The sequence below is a fragment of the Gorillibacterium massiliense genome (genome assembly GCF_000455485.1).
In the GTDB taxonomy this organism is placed as follows: Bacteria; Bacillota; Bacilli; order Paenibacillales; family NBRC-103111; genus Gorillibacterium; species Gorillibacterium massiliense.
In genome coordinates this window covers 1-23498 of the sequence record NZ_CBQR020000083.1, presented here as the reverse complement: position 1 = coordinate 23498, position 23498 = coordinate 1, and the positions used below count along the sequence as shown (strand labels likewise).

Annotated in this window: 15 protein-coding genes and 2 pseudogenes; 13 read left to right on the top strand and 4 right to left on the bottom strand. The window is 47.5% G+C overall.

What is annotated here, in order from left to right; all coding sequences use genetic code 11:
- The first annotated feature begins 106 nt into the window (after window positions 1-106).
- Window positions 107-2185: a beta-galactosidase gene (locus TJ79_RS09680; protein WP_040950101.1), complete on the top strand. Its 2079-nt coding sequence runs from the start codon at window positions 107-109 to the stop codon at window positions 2183-2185.
- An 8-nt stretch (window positions 2186-2193) separates the two neighbouring features.
- Here the strand turns inward: TJ79_RS09680 and TJ79_RS09675 are convergent, their stop codons facing one another.
- Window positions 2194-3063 carry a helix-turn-helix transcriptional regulator gene (locus TJ79_RS09675; RefSeq protein WP_040950100.1) on the bottom strand — a complete coding sequence of 290 codons (870 nt, stop codon included), beginning with the start codon at window positions 3061-3063 and terminating at the stop codon, window positions 2194-2196.
- Between the two features lie 141 nt (window positions 3064-3204).
- On the opposite strand from TJ79_RS09675, the gene TJ79_RS09670 reads away from it, so the two are divergent.
- The 3 genes from TJ79_RS09670 to TJ79_RS09660 all read left to right on the top strand — a co-directional run bounded on the left by TJ79_RS09670 (window position 3205) and on the right by TJ79_RS09660 (window position 8677).
- Window positions 3205-5172 carry a glycoside hydrolase family 31 protein gene (locus TJ79_RS09670; RefSeq protein ID WP_040950099.1) on the top strand — a complete coding sequence of 656 codons (1968 nt, stop codon included), beginning with the start codon at window positions 3205-3207 and terminating at the stop codon, window positions 5170-5172.
- A 225-nt stretch (window positions 5173-5397) separates the two neighbouring features.
- Window positions 5398-7758, top strand: coding sequence for a beta-galactosidase (locus TJ79_RS09665; protein ID WP_052339440.1), 2361 nt, complete (start codon window positions 5398-5400; stop codon window positions 7756-7758).
- 40 nt (window positions 7759-7798) lie between these two features.
- Complete coding sequence (locus tag TJ79_RS09660) at window positions 7799-8677, top strand: glycoside hydrolase family 43 protein (protein ID WP_040950098.1); 879 nt, start codon at window positions 7799-7801, stop codon at window positions 8675-8677.
- A 383-nt stretch (window positions 8678-9060) separates the two neighbouring features.
- On the opposite strand, the gene TJ79_RS25850 is transcribed toward TJ79_RS09660, so the two are convergent.
- From TJ79_RS25850 to TJ79_RS28665, 3 genes and pseudogenes are all read right to left on the bottom strand, one after another.
- Window positions 9061-10851, bottom strand: a complete 1791-nt coding sequence (locus TJ79_RS25850; protein WP_052339439.1) for a sensor histidine kinase — start codon at window positions 10849-10851, stop codon at window positions 9061-9063.
- Window positions 10848-12146 (bottom strand): AraC family transcriptional regulator, encoded by a 1299-nt coding sequence (locus TJ79_RS25845; RefSeq protein WP_238322920.1) that lies wholly within the window; start codon window positions 12144-12146, stop codon window positions 10848-10850. Before TJ79_RS25845 ends, TJ79_RS25850 begins: the two co-directional genes overlap by 4 nt.
- A pseudogene (locus TJ79_RS28665) lies at window positions 12147-12434 on the bottom strand (response regulator); the annotation flags it as partial.
- Window positions 12435-12633: 199 nt separating this feature from the next.
- Between TJ79_RS28665 and TJ79_RS09645 the strand changes: the two are divergent.
- The 9 genes and pseudogenes from TJ79_RS09645 to TJ79_RS09600 all read left to right on the top strand — a co-directional run.
- The gene (locus TJ79_RS09645; protein WP_040950096.1) at window positions 12634-13557 is read left to right on the top strand and encodes an ABC transporter permease; all 924 of its coding nucleotides are present in this window, start codon (window positions 12634-12636) and stop codon (window positions 13555-13557) included.
- 12 nt (window positions 13558-13569) lie between these two features.
- A complete protein-coding gene (locus TJ79_RS09640; RefSeq protein WP_040950095.1) occupies window positions 13570-14451 on the top strand; it encodes a carbohydrate ABC transporter permease in 882 nt (293 codons plus the stop codon).
- A 54-nt stretch (window positions 14452-14505) separates the two neighbouring features.
- On the top strand, window positions 14506-16113 hold the full coding sequence (locus TJ79_RS09635) for an extracellular solute-binding protein (RefSeq protein ID WP_040950094.1): 1608 nt from the start codon (window positions 14506-14508) through the stop codon (window positions 16111-16113).
- Between the two features lie 120 nt (window positions 16114-16233).
- Window positions 16234-17325: a glycoside hydrolase family 53 protein gene (locus tag TJ79_RS09630; protein ID WP_040950093.1), complete on the top strand. Its 1092-nt coding sequence runs from the start codon at window positions 16234-16236 to the stop codon at window positions 17323-17325.
- Window positions 17326-17360: 35 nt separating this feature from the next.
- The gene (locus TJ79_RS09625; protein WP_040950092.1) at window positions 17361-18698 is read left to right on the top strand and encodes a family 43 glycosylhydrolase; all 1338 of its coding nucleotides are present in this window, start codon (window positions 17361-17363) and stop codon (window positions 18696-18698) included.
- A gap of 86 nt (window positions 18699-18784) precedes the next feature.
- Entirely contained in the window at window positions 18785-20368 is a 1584-nt protein-coding gene (locus TJ79_RS09620; protein WP_040950091.1) for an ABC transporter substrate-binding protein, read from the top strand.
- 259 nt (window positions 20369-20627) lie between these two features.
- Window positions 20628-21386 carry a hypothetical protein gene (locus TJ79_RS09615; RefSeq protein ID WP_040950090.1) on the top strand — a complete coding sequence of 253 codons (759 nt, stop codon included), beginning with the start codon at window positions 20628-20630 and terminating at the stop codon, window positions 21384-21386.
- Window positions 21387-21532: 146 nt separating this feature from the next.
- Complete coding sequence (locus tag TJ79_RS26625; protein WP_081756810.1) at window positions 21533-22963, top strand: DUF4163 domain-containing protein; 1431 nt, start codon at window positions 21533-21535, stop codon at window positions 22961-22963.
- Window positions 22964-23203: 240 nt separating this feature from the next.
- Window positions 23204-23498, top strand: a pseudogene (locus TJ79_RS09600) (ABC transporter substrate-binding protein); the annotation flags it as partial.

Genomic DNA, 23498 nt, shown 5'->3' with positions numbered 1-23498 from the left:
ACGATTAATTGGTGCTTCTTTTCTATGATTATATATGCTCGTTGGATTATGATCAAAGGCGTATGAGTGAATGAGAGGAGCTTTTAACCTGAGGGAGGAAGTTTAGATGAAAAAGGTTCAGCCCATTAGCCCGAAGGTTCCGGTTTTTCTTCACGGAGCCGATTATAATCCGGATCAATGGTTGTCTTATCCGGGTGTGTTCGAGGAAGACATCCGTTTGATGAAATTGGCTCACTGTAATGTGATGTCCGTCGGAATTTTCTCCTGGTCCTCGCTGGAGCGGGCGGAGGGAGAATACCAATTTGAATGGCTCGATCACGTGCTGGATACTTTTGCGGAGAACGGCATTTTCGCCTTCCTGGCAACACCAAGTGGTGCCCGTCCCACATGGATGTCAGCTGCTTATCCTGAAGTGTTGCGGACGGGAGCAAACCGCGTACGGAATCTTCATGGCTTCCGCCATAACCACTGCTATACCTCTCCGGTATACCGTGAAAAAACCCGTTTGATCAATACCAAGCTGGCGGAACGTTATGGAAAGCATCCTGCGGTTATCGGCTGGCATATATCTAATGAATTCGGCGGGGATTGCCATTGCGAGCTTTGCCAGGAAGCGTTCCGGGAATGGCTGAAAAAGAAGTATGGATCGTTGGATGCCCTCAACCAAGCATGGTGGACGGCTTTCTGGAGCCATACTTACACGGATTGGGGGCAAATCGAGTCTCCGGCGCCCCACGGGGAGACGCAGGCTCACGGAGCGAACCTGGATTGGAAGCGGTTTGTCACCGACCAAACCGTCGATTTTTGCCGGCATGAGATGACTCCGATCCGCGAGCTTTCCCCTGAGTTGCCTGTTACGACCAACATGATGGACCTATTCGAAGGCTTGGATTACCGGAAATTTGCCGATTTACTGGACGTCATTTCCTGGGATGCTTATCCGACCTGGCACGAAAACCTGGATGACAGCAAGCTTGCCGCTTGGTTCAGCATGAATCACGATTTGTTTCGGTCGCTGAAAGGAAAGCCCTTCTTGCTGATGGAGAGCACACCGTCCCTCACAAACTGGCAGGCAGTCAGCAAACTGAAGCGACCTGGCATGCACCGGTTGTCGTCGCTTCAGGCTGTAGCCCATGGATCGGATTCCGTGCAGTATTTCCAATGGCGCAAAAGCCGCGGCTCCAGCGAAAAGTTCCATGGCGCCGTCGTCGATCATGCCGGCCATGAGCATACCCGGGTATTTCAAGATGTAGCCTCTCTCGGCAAAACACTGGAAGGCCTCTCCGATGTCATCGGAACGTTTACGCCGGCTGAAACGGCGATCGTCATGGATTGGGATAACCGCTGGGCAGTGAAAGACGCTCAAGGGGTGCGCAATCGCGGCATCGGATACGAGGAGACGCTGCTCACCCATTACCGGGCGTTTTGGGAGCTGGGCATTCCCTTGGACATTATCGGTTCGGAGGATGATTTCTCGGCATATAAACTGATTGTGGCACCGATGCTCTATCTTGTCCGCGAGGAGACCGGGCAAAAGATCGAACGCTTCGTGGAGGCAGGCGGAACCTTTGTTGCCACCTACTGGTCGGGCATCGTCAACGAAAACGACCTCTGCCATCTTGGCGGATTTCCCGGTCCCCTTCGGCGAACGCTGGGCGTTTGGTCGGAAGAGACGGAAGGATTGCACCCCGATGACCGCAACGAGCTTGTCTGTCTCGAGGCAAACCAGCTTGGCTTGAGCGGGCGCTTTGAAATCCGTGAGATATGCGAGATAACCCATTCTGAGGGAGCGGAGACTCTCGCAGTGTATGGGGATGACTTTTATGCGGGCCGCCCGGTGCTCACCGTTAACCGTTTGGGGTATGGACAGGCTTATCATTTAGCGGCGCGGGTTGCTGACGCTTCCTTCTACGAGCTGCTTTACGGACATATCGCGCAGAAAGCTGGAGTGAGCAAAGTGTTGAACTCCCATCTCCCAGCCGGTGTGACGGCACAAATTCGTTCCGATGGCGAGCACGATTATCTCTTCCTGATGAATTTCAGCGGCAAGGAAGCGGAAGTAGAGTTGGACTCGGCAGATTATGCGGATGTTGAGACGGGAGCAGCGGAGGAGCGGTTTGTTCGTCTCGGTGTTTATGGGGTTCGCATTCTTAAACGTAGAGCCAGAAGGTACACCCATCAATAACGGCAAGATCATAAGGAATTCAAGTATTCCCTTGCGGTTTGATTTTTGTATTTCTTGAAGACCCTTCCGAAGTAGGTCGTGTTGGTATAGCCTACCTTCAGAGCGACCTGCTCAATGGAGTAAAGCCGTGTTCTAAGAAGCTGCTCGGCTTCATGGACCCGCAGCAGATTGACATACTCCAGCAAGGTTTTGCCGGTTGCCTTTTTGAATAAAGCACAGAAGTAATTCGGGCTGACGCAGATCATCTGCGCAGCCTTTTCTATTGAAATGGGATCGCAAAAATGTTGGCTTAAATGCACGAGCAAAGGTTGGATGGCTGCTTGATGCTTCGTCTTGGCATCGGTTATCGAGACTAATTCATATTGGAAAGCATGTCCAAGAGCCGCGAAAAGAGCAGATTTAATGAGTAACTCATAACCGAACCGTTTCTCCCGAAAATCTTCGACGGTCTTTACGATAGCAGCATGAATGGGAGAGGCTCCAGATTGTTCCGCACGATAGAAGGGCGGCAATAGCGCCTCATGACCAAGTAAGGGCTTAATATATTTGATTTCCGTACTGTCCAGGGAGCTATTCCGGAGCAACGCTTCATTGAAAACGACTGCATACAGTTCACTGTTTTCTTCAATCGGAAAGGCCGAATGGACCTGTCTCGCGTTGACGAAGATCGCATCCCCTTCCCGCACATCCTCAAAGCGGGCTTCCACCTGAACGCGGAAGCTTCCTTTTGTTATGGCTAACCATTCGAAATGATCATGCCAATGGGGCGGTATGATCTGATAGAACTCCTTGTGCAGATGGAAAATATTTATGGGAAACGTAGAATCGGGGATGAGCGTGTGCTCCTTTTGCGACAAGGATTCGCTGTTCTTTTGCATGACTTGGTGCCTCCAAAAAAATCGTAATATCGTATGAAAAGATCTGATTTTCCGCAGTAGTTACGTCATTTTTATCACAATATAATGATTTTGTACACGAATATATGATTCTAATTCATAAAGCAGTGGAGGGTATGAGAGATGTTTCGTGCGGACAAGTCCCGATTGATTAGAGAGTATGATCACGAACAAGTTTGGATTGAGCCTTGGGGAGAAAATGCCTTCCGCGTGCGTGCTTCTTTTTCGACCATGACGGAGGAGGATTGGGCACTTCTTCCGGCGCCGCAATCCGAATCCTTCATCGAAATCGGTGAAGATAGCGCGACGATTACCAATGGCAAGATCAAAGCCGAGATTTCACGCAGCGGTCAAATGACGTTTTATAACCAGAAAGGCGAAATCTTACTGCGTGAGAGTGAGCTTACTTATCAACTCAAATATGGAGGGCGGGAGCTGATCGCCCACCCTGGCAGCAGCGATTTTCATCTGACCCTTCGCTTGGAATCCGATCCAACCGAGAAGCTGTATGGCATGGGCCAGTACCAACAAGCTTTTCTCAATTTAAAAGGCTGTCAACTGGAGCTCACGCACCGCAATTCGCAATCCAGCGTTCCTTTTGTCTTGTCCAATTTGGGATATGGCTTTCTGTGGAACAATCCCGCTATCGGCCGGGCTAACTTTAACCTAAATGTCACGGAGTGGAACGTTCCATCCACGAAGCAGCTAGACTATTGGATCACGGCAGGGGACACGCCGGCAGAAATCGAAGAGGCCTATGCTTCCGCCACAGGCAAGGTTCCCATGATGCCGGATTATGCGACGGGGTTTTGGCAGTGCAAGCTCCGTTACCGGAATCAGGAAGAGCTATTGGAGGTCGCGCGGGAGTATAAAAAGAGGAATCTTCCGATCTCGGTCATCGTTGTCGACTTCTTCCACTGGACGAATCAGGGAGATTGGAAGTTTGACCCTGAATACTGGCCGGATCCTAAGGCGATGGTCGAGGAACTGAAAGAGATGGGCATTGAACTTATGGTGTCTGTATGGCCGACCGTTCAGACGGAGAGCGAGAACTACCAAGAGATGCTGGAAAAAGGATACCTCCTTCGCTCCGACCGCGGTGTCCGCTCACAGTTCCAATTTCTCGGGCAAAGTGCGATTTTTGATGCGACAAACCCGGAAGCACGCAGCTATCTTTGGAGCAAAATCAAGAAGAATTACTATGATTCCGGCATAAAAATATTTTGGCTGGATGAGGCGGAGCCTGAGTTAACCGTCTATGATCATGACATTTATCGCTATCATATCGGTTCGAGTAAACAAGTCGGGAACATTTACCCCAGCCGATACAGCCAGACCTTTTACGAAGGAATGGAATCGGAAGGCCAGACGAACATCATCAATTTGGTTCGCGCCGCCTGGGCAGGCAGCCAGAGGTACGGAGCTCTCGTATGGTCGGGGGATATAGCATCAACGTTCGAGGTGTTCCGTTATCAGGTGGTGGCTGGACTGAACATGGCGATTGCCGGTATTCCTTGGTGGACAACGGATATCGGCGGATTCCATGGAGGGGATCCGGACGATCCATCGTTCCAGGAACTCGTTATCAGGTGGTTCCAATATGGCGTCTTTTGTCCGGTATTCCGCCTGCATGGCGATCGTAAGCCGTTTAATGCTCCCATTGGAACCTCAGGAGGAGGGGTATGCGGCAGCGGCGGCCCGAATGAAGTGTGGAGCTACGGCGATGTGGCCTACGAGATTATGGTGAGTCATCTGCATATGAGAGAACGCCTTCGTCCTTATATTACGGAGCTGATGCAGCAAGCCCACGAGAAAGGAACGCCGCCTATGCGGCCCCTGCTCTATGACTTTCCGCAAGATGAAAGAGCTTGGGACGTAGCTGACCAGTATATGTTCGGACCGGATTTGCTCGTCGCTCCCGTTTTGCACGAAGGGGCCAGAAGCCGAGCCGTTTACTTGCCGGCCGGTTCAGTCTGGGCGGATGCCTATACAGGCGTATCCTATCAAGGAGGAATCTCAATAACAATAGATGCTCCTTTGGAACGCATCCCCTTGTTCTTGAGAGATGGAGCGAAGCTCGCGATTGTGTAGGAATAAAGCAATATAAGTCGGGGTAGGAAAAATAAAAGAAGTTCCTTCGGTAACAGTGTTGGAACTTCTTTGTTGTTTCTCCTGTTATTCATAACCGGAGCGGATCGTTGCGACAAATGCTTGTATGTTAAGATCGTACGATTAATTGATGGTAATTTTCTATGGTTATATATACATATTAGATTATGATCAAAAGCAGATGAGTGAATGAGAGGAGCTTTTGACATGGAGTATGCCATTGACGCCCGGATTTCCCCAAAGGCGATTTATCCGTCAACCCTAAAGCTTGGAGGGCAAAATCCCCAAGGTTTGGACATTCGTTTTACCAACTATTATATGGAATTGGGCGGGGCGCCTTTTATCGCCATTTGCGGCGAATTCCATTATTCCCGGTATCCGGAAACGGATTGGGAGCCGGAACTGCTGAAAATGAAGATGTCAGGGATTAATGTGATCGCCATGTATATCTTTTGGAACCATCATGAAGAGATGGAAGGCGTATTCGATTGGGAGGGCTCACGGAACCTGCGGAAGTTTACGGAATTGTGCGGGCGGCACGGACTTTACGCCATTTTGCGAATCGGTCCCTTTTGCCACGGGGAAGTGCGTAACGGCGGCTTGCCGGATTGGCTGTTCGGCAGGGATTTCGACGTCCGCTCCAACGACGAAGGATATTTAAACTATGTCCGCCGGTTATACACGGAAATCGGCCGTCAAGCAGTCGGGCTGATGTTTCAGGACGGTGGCCCCGTCATCGGCATTCAGTTGGAGAATGAATTCAATGCGGCTGCCGCCTTGTGGGAGCTGACCGCCAAGCAAGGAGATGAGTATCTGAGCGGGGGCACTGGCGGCGCCGAACATATGCGGAACCTCAAGCAGCTTGCAGCCGCTGCCGGCCTGATTGCCCCGATTTATACAAGCACGGGGTGGGGAGATGCTCCTGTTCTCGAGGACGAGGTTCTGCCCCTCTATGGCGGATATGCGTATACGCCTTGGAGCATCAGTCCGGATAACCCGAAGCAGAAGCCTACCGGTGAATATGTCTTTACCAGCTATCACGATGAGAAAATCGTGAGCAGCGAGTTTCAACCGAAATACCCAAAAACGAAGTATCCCTTCGCTTGTTGTGAAATGGGAGGAGGAATGCAGACTTGGTACTTGTCGAGATTCATCGTGGAACCCGAGAGTGTTCTTGCCATGAGTATGGTTAAAATGGCTGGCGGCTGCAATTTCTTAGGCTACTACATGTTTCATGGCGGGACCAATCCGGTGGGTTTGACAGGTTATTTGAACGAAAGTACGACACCGCGGATCACCTATGATTTTCAAGCGCCGATCGGAGAATTCGGCCAGATTCGGGAATCCAATCACTTGCTCCGGCCGCTTCACTATTTCTTGCAACGGTTTGGCGGACGTCTAAGCCCCATGGCGACCGTGCTCCCGGAAGGAGCGGAGGCGATTCAGCCGGAGGATACAGAGCCGTTGAGGTATGCTCTTCGTACCGACGGCAGGTCAGGCTTTCTTTTTATCAACAACTATCAAGATCATATCGAAATGAAAACGCATGAACATGTGCGATTTTCGCTGAATATGAACGGCGGCAATCTTACATTCCCACATAAGACTGTCCTTACGATCAAAAGTAAATCTTCCATGATGCTTCCGTTTCATTTTGACTTGGACGGATTGAATTTGCGGTATGCAACGGCTCAGCCGGTGACGTCGGTTGAGGCTGCGGAAGCCATGACGTTTTTCTTCGCAATGCCGGAAGGCGTGGATGGAGAATTTGCCTTTGATATGGAGGACCTTGAGCATGTTGCCGCCGAAGGCGGCGCAGTCCAACGGGGGGAAGGCGGCACGGCGATTGTGACGGTGCCGCACAGCGGTTCCGCCTGGATTCGCGTCACCCGCGAAGGAAAACGGGAGATTCGCCTATATGTGATGTCCGCTAAAGAAGCTGCCACGCTCTGGGTATCAGAAGCGGCAGGCAAGAGTCATGTTCTCTTTTCTGAAACGCCTCTGACGGTATCCGAAAAAGGTCTCGAATTCTTTGCGAATGGAGCGAGTGAGTTTACTTTCCGCGAGTATGTTTTCGCAGAGCCGAAGTCTCAATGGGCTTCAGAAGAGGAATTGTACAAGGTACACTTGGAAGAGGAGGGAGCTTTCTGCAAATATCGGGTTAAACTGCCGTTGCTGCAGATTCCTTTTCGTATGACCAAGCTGCATCCTCACAAGGTATTGCTGCATATCAATACCGCCGTCCTGCAGGATGCGGATGATGTTATTTTTAGCATCGACTATACCGGAAATGTCGGGTATGCCTTCTCCGGAGGGAAGCTTATCCACGATCACTTCCATAACGGCGCTCCGTGGGAGTTGGGGTTGAAGCGGTTTGGCAGGCAGCTCCGTCAAGGCGATATCATTCTCGAAACTACGCCGCTGCGTAAAGGAATCATGACTGTCGATGCCGATGCGGCTATGGCTGTTGAACGGCACTTTTCCGGGGAACAATGCGCCCAGTTTCACCAAATTACCGCCGAACCCGTGCGGCGCATCTTACTGACTGCCGAGTCGCCAGAAGCTTAGAGGTTTAGGTCGATGAACGGATCAAGAGGGGGTTATAGTCTTGAAATCACTAGCTCACATTCATTTAAGAGATCCCTATATACTGCCGGTCCCATCAGTAAAGAAGTATTATCTCTACGGAACAGAAGGGGCTACGGCATGGTCGGGTAATCCCGTAGGCTTTGACGCCTATGTCAGCGAGGATTTGATTCATTGGGAGGGACCGCATGCCGTCTTTCGTCCCGCTGAGGGATTTTGGTCCGATCATCATTATTGGGCGCCGGAAGTTTATGCTTTTGGAGAAAAATATGTGATGTTCGCTTCCTTTAAGGCTGACCGCATCTGCCGGGGAACGCAGGCTCTGGTCGCCGATCATCCTTTGGGTCCCTTCTGTCCCTTGGGCGAGCGCCCGCTTACCCCGCCGGATTGGGAGTGTTTAGACGGTACGCTTTACACCGATGAGGATGGGAACCACTGGATGATATTCTGCAAAGAATGGCTGCAAGTGAAGGACGGGGAAATGTACGCCATCCCTTTATCGCACAATCTCGACATGCCCGCGGGGGAGCCGGTATTGTTGTTTCGTGCTTCGCAGGCACCTTGGTCCAAGCCCGGCGGGGGAGGTGAGCATGTGACGGATGGCCCGTTTCTCCATCGGATGGAGAGCGGTGAACTGATCATGCTTTGGTCAAGCGGCGGTACTAAGGGGTACACCATGGGCATCGCAAGATCGCTCAGTGGAAAGGTTACGGGTCCTTGGAAGCAGGGTACACAGCCGCTGTTCGGGGAGGACGGAGGTCATGGCATGATCTTCCGTGATCTGGACGGTCGTTTAAGGATGACGATTCATTCGCCCAACGCCCATCCCATGGAACGCCCCGTTATCTTCGAGCTCATCGAGCAGGAAGACCGACTGACCCTGGCACCAACGAATGACTGATCGTCCGATAAAGTTGCGAATCCCGGGCTGTTCTTAGCCCAGGATATATGTATTATGGTCCCAAAGGCATCGCATGGGATTACGATGAAAATGGCAAAGTGAAATTTATGGAACAACGTACCAAAAATTTTGAAGCTGATCCGGATGCGGCAAAGCTCAAATATGGAAACGACACCTTCAGCTGGCTTTTGAAGTGGGTACCGATTTAACGGGCATGGTCGACTCCAACCAACGAATACGACAAGCTGGTTGTCGAGCATGACCAATTTGCTTGGCCGGCGAATCAATAATCTATCTGAACAAAAATGCGGCAGTGCCGGGGATTGCTCTGGACTGCCGCATTTATTATTTAGGCGATGAGGATGACATACGGTAGTTCGTCCTTATCTTCCGTCATTTTTTATTCGTGGTAGCCGTATAAATACTTTCGTGCCTTCGCCAAGTTGGCTTTCGAAATGAAGTCCGTAGGTTAGGCCGAATAAGAGGCGAATCCGGTAATTGATGTTACGGATGCCATACCCATCTTTGTTGGCATTGGAATCATATGAACCATTTAGGCTATTGATTTGATCTTCAGATATGCCGATGCCATTGTCCTGGACGACAAGAATGATGTCGCCATTCTCACAGTAAGAATAGATGAAGATTTCGCCTCTACGATGCGCTGTTTCTCGTATGCCGTGAAGAATCGCGTTTTCGACGATAGGCTGAAGTGTGATTTTAGGTATGTCATACTCGAAAAGCTCTTCGTCCACGTCGATATTGAGCTCGATGGAATTGCCGAATCTGCGGTTTTGAATGTCCACATACAAGCGAGCATGCTCCAATTCTTTGCCCAAAGTGGTTACTTCTTCTCCCTTATTAAGGCTGAGCTTGTAGAATTGGCTGAGCGATTGTACGAGGGATGAAATTTCTGGTACTTTTCTTTGGATAGCAGTCCAATTTATCAAGTCCAACGTGTTATATAAAAAATGAGGGTTGATTTGAGAATGTAGCGCTTTGAGCTCGGCGTTTTTTGCTTCTACGCCGAGCTTGTACTGCTCATCCAGGATGACCTTCATTCGGCTGACCATATAGTTGTAGGTTTCGACGAGCTGCCCGACTTCATCCTGGCGCCCATCGGATATTACGGGTTCGAGTTCACCTGTTTGCACGCGGCGCATTTTTCGAATAACCATGCCAATCCGCCTCGTTTGGGAACTGGAAATCCAGTACACTAATAGATTTGCTGCAATAGCTAGCAAGATCATAAAGGCGAGTATTTGATTTCTGACTTTCTTGCCGGAAGCGTATAGATCCTGTAAGGGAACGATCGAAACAAGGTTCCAATCCGTTCCTTCGATCGTTTTGACGCCAGCCATAACGTTTTTGCCGCTTAGTGTTATCGTCCGCCATGGGTCGTTTTGTAACGCGATGGAGAACACGGATTCTAGATTCAAATTCCATTGTTTCGTCAATTCGGTGTTCGATGCGGCAATGATTTCGCCCTCAGCATTTTGCAGGTATGCAACACCGTTTGCAGAGGTATTCGCTCTTTTGACGATGCTGCTTAAAACGTCTTGCCTTACGTCTATATCCAGCATGCCGAGGCGAGAGTCGAATGAGCTAAGGTTTCGAATAAAACGGATGGCATGAACGGTAGGCAAGTCGGGATGAATCATTGAGGTTATGGCATCGCGGTCCGTTACCCACATTATTTTCCCGAGATATTGAGAAAGAGCGGTGTATTCCTTGGAAGATGTAAATTGACTATAGGGGAAAAAGTTTACGCCTTCGTTGGAGTATGCCAACTCATCGGGAATATAGACGCGGATTCGATAAATATCATCGTTTTTTTGGAACGTGGTCAGGTTGATGTAAAAATTTCTGAAGTCCCCCAACTGTTCCGACAACTCGTATTTTGAAGCAGGACGATTCAACATCTCGTTCAGGTTGTTATCCAAAACAATCGCGTCCGAGACGTCCTCGATTTTGCCGATTTTGTAGGACAAGAACGATTCTGTTTGGTTAAGCACCTGCTTAGTCGAAAACAGCACTTCGGAATTAAGTGATTTTGAACTCTGCTTATAAGCGATATACGAAAGCGTGCCGAGGCTGATCACAATCAATAGTGAATTTAAAAGCACTAACTTATGCTTCAGCTTCATACTGCGGAAGCGTTCGAATCGTTTCATAGATGCTTCTCCTTGAACTCCGACGGCGTCATTCCAGTAACTTTCTTGAACGTTTTGGCGAAGTAGTTCGCATCCATGATGCCCACTTGTGCAGCGACCTCATAAAGTTTATGCTGGCGGTCGGACAGCAGTTCCTTCGCTTTGGATATGCGAAACTCTATTATGTATTCGTTGATGGTTTGACCGGTTTCTTTTTTGAATTGGAGGCTTAAATAATTCGGCGTTAGGAAGATGTGATCCGCGATGGATTTAATAGACAGGTTGGGATTTTTGTAGTTGACCTGGATATACCTCATGATCGCGAATGCGATGGAGCCACCGGTCACTCTTCCTTGAAGATGCTCGAAAAACTGGTCTAATTTCTCCTTCGTATATTGAGCCATTTCCTGCAGTGTATTGAATCGGAATACGACGTTCCATAAATATTCCCGATCACCTGATGATTGTGAGAGACTAAGTTTTTTGCGATCGGCCGCTTTGAAAATGGCGAGGAGGAGTCCGAAAAATACATTCTTGGCATCGTTAATCAGTGTGTCTTCGGTTTCTTTTAAGAGTATGGAAAAACGTTCCAATAGTGCAACGGCTTTATCTGTTTGCTCTTCTTCGAGATGGTCTTCGAATTGCTGGGTAAGTAACTCCCAATCCGGATGATAACCAGCCGATGATAGAAACGATTCTTGAAATACCACAATCTGATTGTAGCCGATGAAAAATTGCCTTTGAACGGCGACAGCCGCCGAGTGATAGGATTCGAGCAAGCCTTCCGGTCGATGGACCAAGTGCCCGACGCCGATGAACGTTTGCAGCGGTGAACCCATGAGTTCCTGAAGATCGGATCGCGCAAGGGCAAGGGGGTTTAAAAGCTGTTCTGGAGCAGCAAGGTTTTTCGAATAAGCATGGATAATGAGATGCTGACTATCTTTAAATCCCCTCAACGTGTCCAAGTCGAATGCGGAGAACCTGCATCCTATTTTCCCAAGCAGCTCATGTTTGCCGAGTAGGATGCTCTGATTGTCGTTATCACGAACATGATGAAATTTAATAATCGCCGTGACGAATGATGCACCCTGAGGAAAGGAGGCGGAATCGCCGCCGGCCTTATTTGCATCTTCCCTGTGGCTAGTCAGCCAAAATAAGGCTTGTTGCTCTTGATGATGAAGTTCATTTTCGCCGAGTAGTTTCTGCTCGGCTTTTTTGTGTTTCTTTTCATCCATGCATACGTTGACGGCCCGTCGAATGCCTTCTTTAATTTCTTCTAAGTCGACAGGCTTGTCGAGGTAATCAAGAGCCTTCAAATGGATTGCGGATTTCAAATATTCCTTCTCGGCATAGCTGCTAAGGAACAGTACTTTACAGTGTGGCTGACTTTCCAGAAGCTTTTTGGCGAATTGGATGCCGTCCATCCGTGGCATTTTGACATCGGTCAACACGATATCGGGTTTAAAGCTGTCGCAAATTTGAAGCGCTTCCAATCCATTTTCGGCAATCATGACTCTTTCGATGCCAAGTTCGTGCCATTCGATAAAATGAAGCAGACCTTCGCGGGTCGTTTGTTCATCGTCCACGATCAAAAGACGGATCATCATGCCTATACCTCCGCGGTTAAAAAGTCGCATTTTCATTATCCGCGATTCGGTTCTTCGTAGCAAATGGCAAAGCGAAACTGTAGTCGATTTTACTCGAAATCATAGTTTTGTCTTGTACGAATCGCAAGTAACCGAGCTTATGATTAGTCACAGAGAAAAGATCAGCATAGACAGAAAGCGGAAGGGAGAATGAATCATGCGTAACAAAAAAGGGATCCTGTGGGAGTTGAATAAGCACAAAGCAAAGCTCCTCATGATCTCTCCTGCGGTCCTCATCTTTTTCGTACTTGCCTATATTCCGATGGCGGGGATCGTGGTTGCTTTTAAAAGATACAACTATGTAGGCGGCATGTTTGGAAGTCCTTGGGTTGGTTTCGATAATTTTAAGTTTTTCTTCGAATCCGGCCAACTGTGGCATGTCACGAAGAACACAATGCTGTATAACGTCGTTTTCATTATCTTGAATAACGGCCTCGAGATTATTATGGCGATCTGTCTTGCCGAGATGACAGGCAAGTACATTCGAAAATTCATGCAATCCGCCATTTTTCTTCCTTATTTCATTTCGTGGGTTGTCGTTTCGGCTTTTGTCTACAACGTGTTCAATTTCGAATACGGCTCGCTGAATACCGTATTGAAATCGTTAGGTATGAGTCCGATCGATGTATATTCCAATCCTAAAGCATGGATTATTATTCTCATTTTCTTCAGCGCCTGGAAATCGGTTGGTTATGGAACCGTTTTCTACTTGGCGGCCATAACGAATATCGACACGGAAACGTATGAGGCCGCAAGTATTGATGGGGCTAATATTTTTCAACGAATCCGATATATTACACTCCCGGCCCTTATCCCTACGACGGTTACGCTACTGCTGCTCTCCGTAGGCGGTATCATACGGGGGGATTTCCAGATGTTCTACCAAATCGTCGGTGACAATGGACTTGTTTTCAATACGACCGATGTGATTGATACGTTCGTGGTTCGATCACTGCTTACGAATCAGGAATTCGGAATGTCGTCAGCGGCTGGCCTTTACCAGTCGGTGATCTCTTTCTTCCTGATCATCACAGTCAACTATATTGTGCGCAAGACGCAAAAAGATTACGCGTTGTTCTAAGGAGGAGACAGCATGCGCCGGCAATCGGATAAAGTTTTATTTAATATAATCGGATATTTGATTATTGGGACATTCGCGATACTGTGCATCTTGCCGTTCTGGCTATTGATAACGGGATCATTTATGACCCAGAAGGAAATTACGCTGCAGGGGTATCGGCTATGGCCGTCGTTGTGGTCCGGGGAAGCTTACCAGTTGCTTTTCAAGACCGCGAGCAATCTTATGCAGGCTTACGGAGTCACGATCTGCGTCACGGCGATCGGAACGACGCTTGGACTTTTTTTGACGGCAATGACCGCTTATGTTCTAAACTGCAAAGATTTTAAGTTCCGGAATTATTTCGCTTTCTACTTCTATTTCACGACTTTGTTTAGCGGCGGATTAGTACCTTGGTACATTTTGATGGTCAAGTACTTGCATATGAAAAACAGCTATCTTGCTTTGATTGTTCCACTGTTGCTGAATGTGTTTCATATCATCATCATGCGGACGTTTATCAGTGCGATTCCTGGGGAAATCCGGGAATCAGCCACGATAGACGGCGCGGGGGACTTTACGATCTTTTTCCGCTTGACTCTTCCGCTATTGAAACCCGCTCTAGCGACGATCGGTTTATTTATCGCTTTGGGTTATTGGAACGACTGGTTTAATACGATGCTGTTCATCGACAAAAGCAGTATGTACAACCTTCAATATTATCTCTACCAAACGTTAAGTAAGATGGAATTTCTCAATTATGCAGCCAGCAATGCTGGCATCACGATTACCGATATCCCGTCCGATGCCTACAAAATGGCGATTACAATCGTCACGACAGGGCCAATCGTCCTTCTGTATCCTTTCGTGCAACGTTATTTCGTTAAAGGCATTACACTCGGAGCGGTCAAAGGGTAAGACCGGCAATGCCGGATTATCATATATTCAATAAACGAGAGGGGAAGCATCACAATGAAAAAGCGTTACAAGTGGCAATCGATCCTCGCGCTGTCATTGCTCACAACGTCCGTATTGGCAGGTTGCGGCAACTCGAACAACAAAGAAGCTGCGTCTTCCATCGCACCATCGGCAACCTCGGTACCTTCATCGGCGGCATTCTCGCCAGCGGCTAGTCCGAAGGTAGACACTTCTAAAGAAGTAAAGCTGAAAATGTATCTTCTCGGAGATAAGCCAAAAGACTTCGAAGAAGTGTATGGTGAAGTGAACAAACTGCTGAAGCAGGACATCAACGCAACGGTAGACGTGAGCTTCCTCTCTTGGGCAGACTGGCAGCAAAAATACCCGCTGCTGTTCGCTTCCGGCGATGATTTCGATTTGATCTATACGGCAAACTGGGCACAATATAACCAACAAGCCTCGAAAGGCGGCTTCCTGGAACTTACAAAGGACATGCTCGACCAATATATGCCGAAGACGGCGGCATCCATGTATCCAGAAGCTTGGGAACAGGCAAAGATTCAAGGCAAAGTTTACATGGTCCCAATGAATTACAAGGAAATGTTCGGCAATTTCTCATTGCTCCGTGGAGATTTGCTTGAGAAATACGGCCTGAAAGCAGAAGATATGGTCAAGGATTCGAAGAGCATCGAAGCCTATTATGAAGCGTTCTACAAAGATACGAAGATCGTTCCGCTTCAAGGCGGCGACAAGACCTGGTGGGGCATGCCATATTACCTGCCGAGTGAGATGATGAAAAACTGGTTTGAGGTCGGTTCTTTAAGCAACTTCCACGTCTATTACGATACAACACAAGACTCGCCGAAAGTTTTCCCGTTCATTGATACGGACGCGTTCGTTAAAGGCGTTACCGTAACAAAAGAATGGGTAGATAAAGGAATTATTTCGAAGAGTGCGGCAGTAAATAAATCGTCAGATGGCTTCAATGATTTCTTGAACGGCAAAGCTCCTGCCGGCGGGGGCAACTTGGCAACGGCGAACTCCAATTATGCATCTGTTAACGCTCAGCATCCAGAATATAAGCTTGTTGGTCTCAATGCGAACTACGGAAATCCTGTCGCTGTCAATCCGTTCATTCAGAACGGCATCGCGATCAACCGCAACTCGAAAAATCCAGAGCGCGCGTTGATGATGCTAGATTTGTTCCGCAACGACGAACGTTATTTCAATCTTACGACCTACGGCATTCAAGGCAAACATTACGATCTTTCTGCAGACGGCAAAAGCATTGTTCCGCTCACAGATAGCGCAGGCTTCTCTCCTGATGGCGCATGTCCTTGGGGTTGGAGGAACGATCAATTCTATAAATTAATCGATGGCGGCATGCCGGACTACCAGAAATTCAAAGACGACATGGTCAATAACGCCGCGTATCCTAAGTTGACGACGTTCGTATTCGACGACACCAATGTCAAAAACCAAATTGCGGCTGTAAACAACGTGCTCGAACAATATGAGAAGCCTTTGGTCTATGGCATGATTAAGTCCAGCATCGACAGCGATGTCGCTAAGCTTCGCGAGCTGATCAAGAAGGCCGGTGGCGATGAAGTCGTTGCGGAACTTCAAAAGCAAGTTGATGCTTTCTTGGCGGCAAACAAATAGAAAGCAGACAAACGACAGCTGATTTAATAGCATGATGCGCGGTAGGCAGGCGTATGGATCTCGTTGTCCGTATCCCTGCCCCGCGCATTTTGTTTAAGAGCACAAAGGAGGCTATATAAGATGACGAAGGACTTTTTAAAGGGCATGGATATTTCCTTCTGGGATGAAGTTGTGTCCGAAGGCGGTGCATTTTACGAAGATGGCAAAGAGAAGGACCTGCTGGATATTTTAAAAAACAGCGGAGTAAATTCGATTCGATTGCGTATATGGCATGAGCCGGAAGCCGGATACGTGAACCTGGAGCGGACATTACGTATAGCAAAGAAAATCAAGGCGGCAGGCCTTCATTTTCTATTGGATTTCCATTATTCCGATTACTGGGCGGACCCTCAAAAGCAGACAAAGCCGAAAGCGTGGGAAGGACTCGCATTTCCAGACTTGGTCAAGGCGGTAGGCGAGTACACACAGCAGGTACTATCGGTTTTAAGAGAGCAGGGGACGCTGCCTGATATGGTGCAAATCGGAAATGAAATCACGCCTGGGATGCTGTGGGAGGAAGGAATAGTCGGCGTCTTGGTTGACGCCGGGACTGGCATTGAGCGGTGGTGCGGAAGTGAACTTTGCGATACTCAAGAACAATGGTCTCGGCTTGCGGCGTTGTTGAAGTCAGGAATCGAGGGTGCAAAGCGGGCGACGGACGGTGTGCAGGATATTGAGATTATGATTCATATCGATCGTGGCGGAGACAACCAGGCAAGCCGATATTTTCTAGACAAATTAGTGGCGATGAACGTCGATTTCGATGTCATTGGACAGTCGTTCTATCCTTGGTGGCATGGTACGCTTCAACAGTTGGAAGAGAATTTTCAGGATTTGGCAGTACGGTACGATAAGGAACTCGTTGTCGTCGAGACTGCCTATCCTTGGACGATAGAACCGGAAGGGAACCTTGCGTTCATCGTTCAGGGAGAAGACCAGCTCCATGATGGATATATGGCAACAGTGGAAGGGCAAAAACGCTATCTGGCTGATCTTTTGGCGGTTATACGACGGACTCCAAATGGGAAAGGGCGCGGGTTCCATTACTGGGAACCGGCATGGATTCCTTCAAAAGAACAATGGTCAGTTGGACATCCGAACAACTGGTCAAACCTAACGTTATTCGATTTTAAAGGAAATAAATTGGACTCGCTTAACGTACTTCGGTCGTAGAGAGAGCTTAAATTGATCGAAAAGGAGTTTGGAGAATGGAGACTCGCAATCATGCGGCGATAAATGGTCCGGTCGCTGGCAATCCTTACGTGCCCGGCTACTGGGGAGATACCAACGTGTTTTATGATAACGGTACTTTTTATATGAACGCTACGACTGATGGATACGATACGGGAGAATTCACCAACGGTCCTACCTTCGGGATTTGGAAATCCACGGATTTTGTGAACTGGACCTTCAAGAACCTGGACTATCCGGAAAATTTCCCTTACACAAGCAATAAATTATGGGCGCCTAGCATGACCAAAGGGCCTGACGGCCGCTTTTACATGTACTATATCCGTGACGGGTATAACTGCTATGTGGCTTCTGCAAGTGATCCCTTTGGTTCGTGGCGGGATGAGAATGGTGGTCAGTCTATACATCCAGACATGTTTGATACTGATGTGTTCAAAGACACCGATGGTTCCTATTACTTGGTTTATATGGGACCGGCCATCGATGATGAACGTGCAGTTTACTTGGGAAAGCTCGCATCCGATATGGTGCGTTTCGAAGAAGCGCCTACTGTCATCTTTACGGGTAAATCCGATCCGAATCTCTTTGAGGGTCCCGGTATCTTCAAACGAAATGGAATTTACTATTTGACCTATTCAGCGGGCAGTCTTTCCGGCTCCTATAATGTAAGGGCTACACTCAGCACCGAATCGATTTACGGACCATACAATCAAAATCCCGCAAATCCGATCCTTTCACCGGATTCTGTTAATCATCTCCTGTGTACGGGGCACAATAACTGTTTTGCAGTTGGCGAGGAGACTTACATCGCTTACCATCGAATGTCGTATCCAAGACGAAGCCAGGATATGTTCCGGCAAGCAGCGGCTGAAAAGATGGTATTCAATGCGGACGGAACTTTGCAGATAATCGTGCCTGGAACGATGGGAGTCGGAGCGTTGGCGCCCTTAATCGATGCGAGGATAAACCTCGCTCTCGGAAAAACAGTGACGGCTTCTTCTATGGCAAGTACCGCATATTCGCCCGATTATGTCGTGGACGATAATTTCTCGACGATGTGGAAGGCGGCAAGCAATTCGTATCCTCAATGGCTGCAGATTGATTTGGGGGCCGTATGCGAGATCGGACAAATAGCCACTATTTTCGAGTATTTAACGGAATCATATACCTATAAAATTGAGCTATCCTCAGATGGAATGACTTGGCCGGCAGTTATAGATAGATCGATGAATAGCGCTACCGGGATTATGGTGGATGCGATTGAGGATAGAGCTAGATATGTGAAGCTTACGATTTTCGGTTCTACCAAGACCGACTTTTCCCCGGGGGTTTGGACCATTAAACTAATGGTGTGATTGGTAGAAAACATGTAAGCTTGCTTAAAAACCCGCTCCTGCTATTATAGAATCAAAACGGACAGACCTTCATTGGGGGCAACAGGATGCACAAACGAATTTACCCTAAGTTATTATCTATCCTTGCATTAGCGCTGGGAATCGTTGCAGGCGGGTGCAGCCATGACAGCAGCGGAGGGAACAACGCCGTTCCTTCAGAAGCCAATTCCTCGCAACCTTTTCCGACAGGTATTACGGATAAACCGGTTGCTTTGAAAATGGTTCTCCTCGGCGATAAGCCGAAGGACTTCGATCTTGTTTATTCCGAAGTCAATAAATTGCTGAAACGAGATATTAACGCGATCGTAAACGTCACCTTTCTTTCCTGGGCGGACTGGCAGCAAAAGTATCCGCTTCTCTTCGCAGCCGGTGAAGAATTTGATTTGATTTATACATCCAACTGGGCGATGTATAACGCTCAAGCCTCCAGAGGCGGGTTCTTGGAACTCACTAAAGAGATGATCGCCAAGTTTATGCCACAGACTGCGGAAACGATGTATGGGGAAGCATGGGAACAAGCCAAAGTGGATGGGAAAGTATATATGCTCCCTATGAACGCCAAAGAGGTCCAAGGCACGTTTACGATGATCCGCGGCGACATGTTGGAAAAATACGGACTGAGTATTCCGGACATCTCATCGAGTTCACGTGACATTGAAAAATTTTACGAGGCGGTCGTCCAGAATGACAGCGACTTGGTACCCTATCAAGGGGGAGGCGTTAGTTGGTGGGGCATGCCTATGTATGTGCCGATGGAAGACAAGAAGAACTGGTTCGAAATCGGCGGAGCGGGAAACTATCACATTTATTACGACGGGACATTGGTTCATCCGAAAGCTTTCGCGTTCATCGATACGGATGCTTTTCTTAAAGGTGTGACGGTATCCAATCAATGGCTGGATAAAGGTTATATCAGCAGAAGCGCCATGGTGAATAAATCCTCCGACAGTGACGACTTCCTTCATGGGAAGGCTTCATTCACGGGAGGGAATTTAGAAACAATAAATGCAAAGTACATCTCGATTACCCAACTGCATCCGGAATGGAAGAGCGTTGTGTTTGATTCGTCCTTCGGAAATCCCAGCGAGTTGAAGCCATACACTCAGAACGGCATGGGGATTAACCGATCTTCCAAAAATCCAGAACGCGCCATGATGTTTCTCGATCTGCTTCGTAACGATCCGCGTTATTATGATCTGACCCATTATGGCATTGAAGGAAAGCATTATCGGATATCCGAGGATGGCCAACGTATCGTTCCTTTACCCGATAGTGCCAATTATCCCCCTGATTCTGGGTCTCCATGGGGCTGGAACAACGATAAGCTGTCTCTCCGAATCGAAGGCGGCATACCTAATTACGATGAACTTCAAGATAACATGATTAAAAATGCGCTCACAACGCCGCTTTCATCACTTATTTTCAACGATAGCAAGGTGAAGAACGAGTTAGCTGCCATTACGAACGTGATGGAGCAGTATGCGAAACCCATGATGTATGGTGTTATCAAACAAAGCCCAGCAGATGATGTACGATACTTGAGAGAGAAGCTCAAAGAAGCTGGGTCTGAGAAGGTCCTCGCAGAGTTCCAACGTCAAATCGACGATTATTTGAGTCGAAATAGCAAATGACGATCGATAAAAGAGCGGGTACCCTGCACTATAATAGGTACACGCTCTTTTTCCTATAATGGGGCCAAGCATCAATTTGTTGTGCCTAGCAGCAAACTGAGTCCTTCCGCGAGCCGCCGCTGATGTAGCGGTTTTTTTCGTTCACCGTTTCGTTCGATTTCTCGAAAAGGATAATGGAATTGGCCTGAAGAAATCTGTTATATAGAGGTAATTCGCTATTATTTTACATATTGCGCTTCTGTCGGAGGCTAAGGTCGTCATGAAAAGTAGAGTTGCATTGGGGATCCTATTAGTAATCGGTTTTCTAACGGTATCTTGCAGCGAGAAAACGGATGATAATGTCGGGTCAACTCCATTGGAGAATAGCGTAAGTAGCGGGAAAATGGCAACTACAACCAACACAACAACCAGCCCCAAGGCGACGGCACAATGCGAATCTACCGCCGATCAAGGCACTTCCAGCCCAATCAGCACAACAGAGCCGGTAACTCAAGAACCAATAGGGATCGCATCGCTGGATTTGAAGGATTTTGCAGTCACGGATGGGAAAACGACTATTCTCCTGGATACGCCGTTCAAGGATTTTCAGACCTCCGAAGCGGAAACGCCACTGGATAACAACTATGTCGGCGAAACAACATCCGGGGATTCCGTTTATAAAAACTACATGCATGAATATGCGGATTTCGATCTCTATACGTCCAATGCCGATTACGATACAAAGAACAGGAGCTTCGACGAGTATTTTATTACGCAAATCTCTTTGAAAACAGCCGCTTTCAAGACAGCAAGAGGGATCTCAGTCGGCGTAAATCTGGATGATATAGTGCGTTTATATGGTTCTGGCAATAAAGTTGAATCGGAAGGAAGCACCTCGGTGGTATATCGGCTTAACGATATGCAACTTTCTTTTGACATGGATGATGCACAGCGCGTTCAGTCGATAACTTTAAATAGCGGCGGTTCAGCCTCCGGTTCGGATGAAGATCAAGCCACTGCAACTGATCCCGCGATGTAAAAGCTGATCAAGGACAAGCAGATTATTCAGAAGAAAGATGGAGAAGGTTTATACCGTATTCGTTGATGGGGATATTTTGAAAATAAAAAAAGTAGAGTAGAAAGAATCGGGATAGCAATCCCAATTTCGCTTATAACGGAGGGAATATGAACCGAAACTTGCTTTTCGCAACAATAGCAACATTATTTCTTTTGACGGGATGCGGAAAGGCTGTTCCAGCCAATATCGTAAAACAAAATGGACAGTCGCCATCGATGGTGGCACCAACAACAACGATTGCTAGTGCAATATCCCCAACGAAAACCAATGCCACTTCAGCTTTAACCCAAGACTCGACAGCAACTTCTAAGCCTAGTATAAACGCGGAAACAAAAAAAACGGATAGTAACTTTACGATAGAAAAGTCGAATGTCACAAAAAACGATGACAAGCTAAACTACACGATTAATTACCCGCAGATATCAGGATTAAGTGATACGGATAAGCAGAAAATGATCAATAGTACTTTAAAAAATGAAGCTCTAAAAGTGCTTAACTATTATGAAAGTCCATATGGTTCAGTGGAATTGAATTTAGATTATGAGATTGTTTTAAAGAATCCCAGCTTATTAAGTGTTCAATACCGGGGGCTTGGTAGTGTTAGCAATGCTGCGCATCCGAATAGCTTGTTTTTTACTACTAACCTTAATATCAAGACTGGAGAAAAATTAAGACTAAAAGACATCGTAAATCTTGATGAGGGATTTGCTTATAAGTTTTTGCATGGAGAATTTAAGGCCTTATTTTCTGAACATAATGAGGCATTAGGAAATCTTACAAACGGGGATATTCTGAAGGATTTCACCGAAGCGGATTCTTTGGACAATCTGGGTACAGAAAATCAATCTGACGTATTTAGTTATTTTACGAGCGACTCCTTAGGAATCTCGATAAGCGTTGGTCATGCCATGGGTGATCACGCTGAATTTGAGATAAAATACGAAGACATAAAAGACAATATATTAACGGAAGCCGAAGTATGGCCGGTTACGGCGTCAAACAATGTAAAAGAAGAAACGGCAGCAAATTCGTTTTTCTTCAATCGCAACATTTCGCAGATAAGATATAAAGCGAAGTTCCTATTCGACGACATGGTTGAAAGAGATGTGGTGTTGAAAATCAAGGCCATAAATACTCTTAAGGATGGGATATTGTACGAGCTGAAGCTTAATCCTATTGAAGGTGTTCCGGATGAACGATTGAATTTGGGGTATTTTTACGTGCAGCAGGACAGAATCTACAAAATGGATCCGACAAAAGATAATCTAGCGAAGTTGAAAGAAAGTGAAGAGTTGCCAAATGGCAGCGCGATTGTTTGCCAGGATAAAGAAAAAAAGGATGGTTTGAGCGAGAATGAACTCGGCTGGCATCACTATATCGATGTAAAAGGAGATCGGCGAGAATATCATTCTTATAATAATGAGGTTTCCACTGGATTTTACGAATCGTTTACTTGGGAGAAGGGCAAAGGCTTAATTGATTATTCGAGTGGTTACGGTGCTGAAAGGGATGCAATAGAGCTGCTGGTTAATGATTAATTCGCATGCGGTGAATCGAGAAGAACTTAAAAAATAGAATACATGGACGAGCAATTAGCCGGGAGTCTTCTCAACAGAGCGGACCTCCGGCTGTTTTGTTATGTCAACTCTTCCGTATTTGCCGTGGGCAGATCAACTACTTTTTTTCCTCAAAAGCTGGACGGTGACCTCAAGTTAATGATATACTCCCATATGATAATGATTCTCAATATCAATTAGTACAGAGGGGAGAAAAAGACAATGAAGAAAGCTTTACTGGGTGTATCTTTGGTATTTGTCCTCATTCTTGCGGCATGCGGCAATAGCAACAATTCCGGTAGTGCAAGCCCGAGCGCTTCGGCAGCGCCGACCAGCAGCGCGGAGAGCTCTTCGGCAGCAGTGAGCAGCACGCCAGCAAGCAGCGAAGGCGCAACCACCACGTACGAGACAGCTGCAGGTCCGGTGGAGATTCCGTCGAATCCGCAGCGTATCGTTGTACTTAGCGGTTCTTATGCAGGACATGCTCTGTTCTTGGGAGCACCGGTCATTGCAGTTG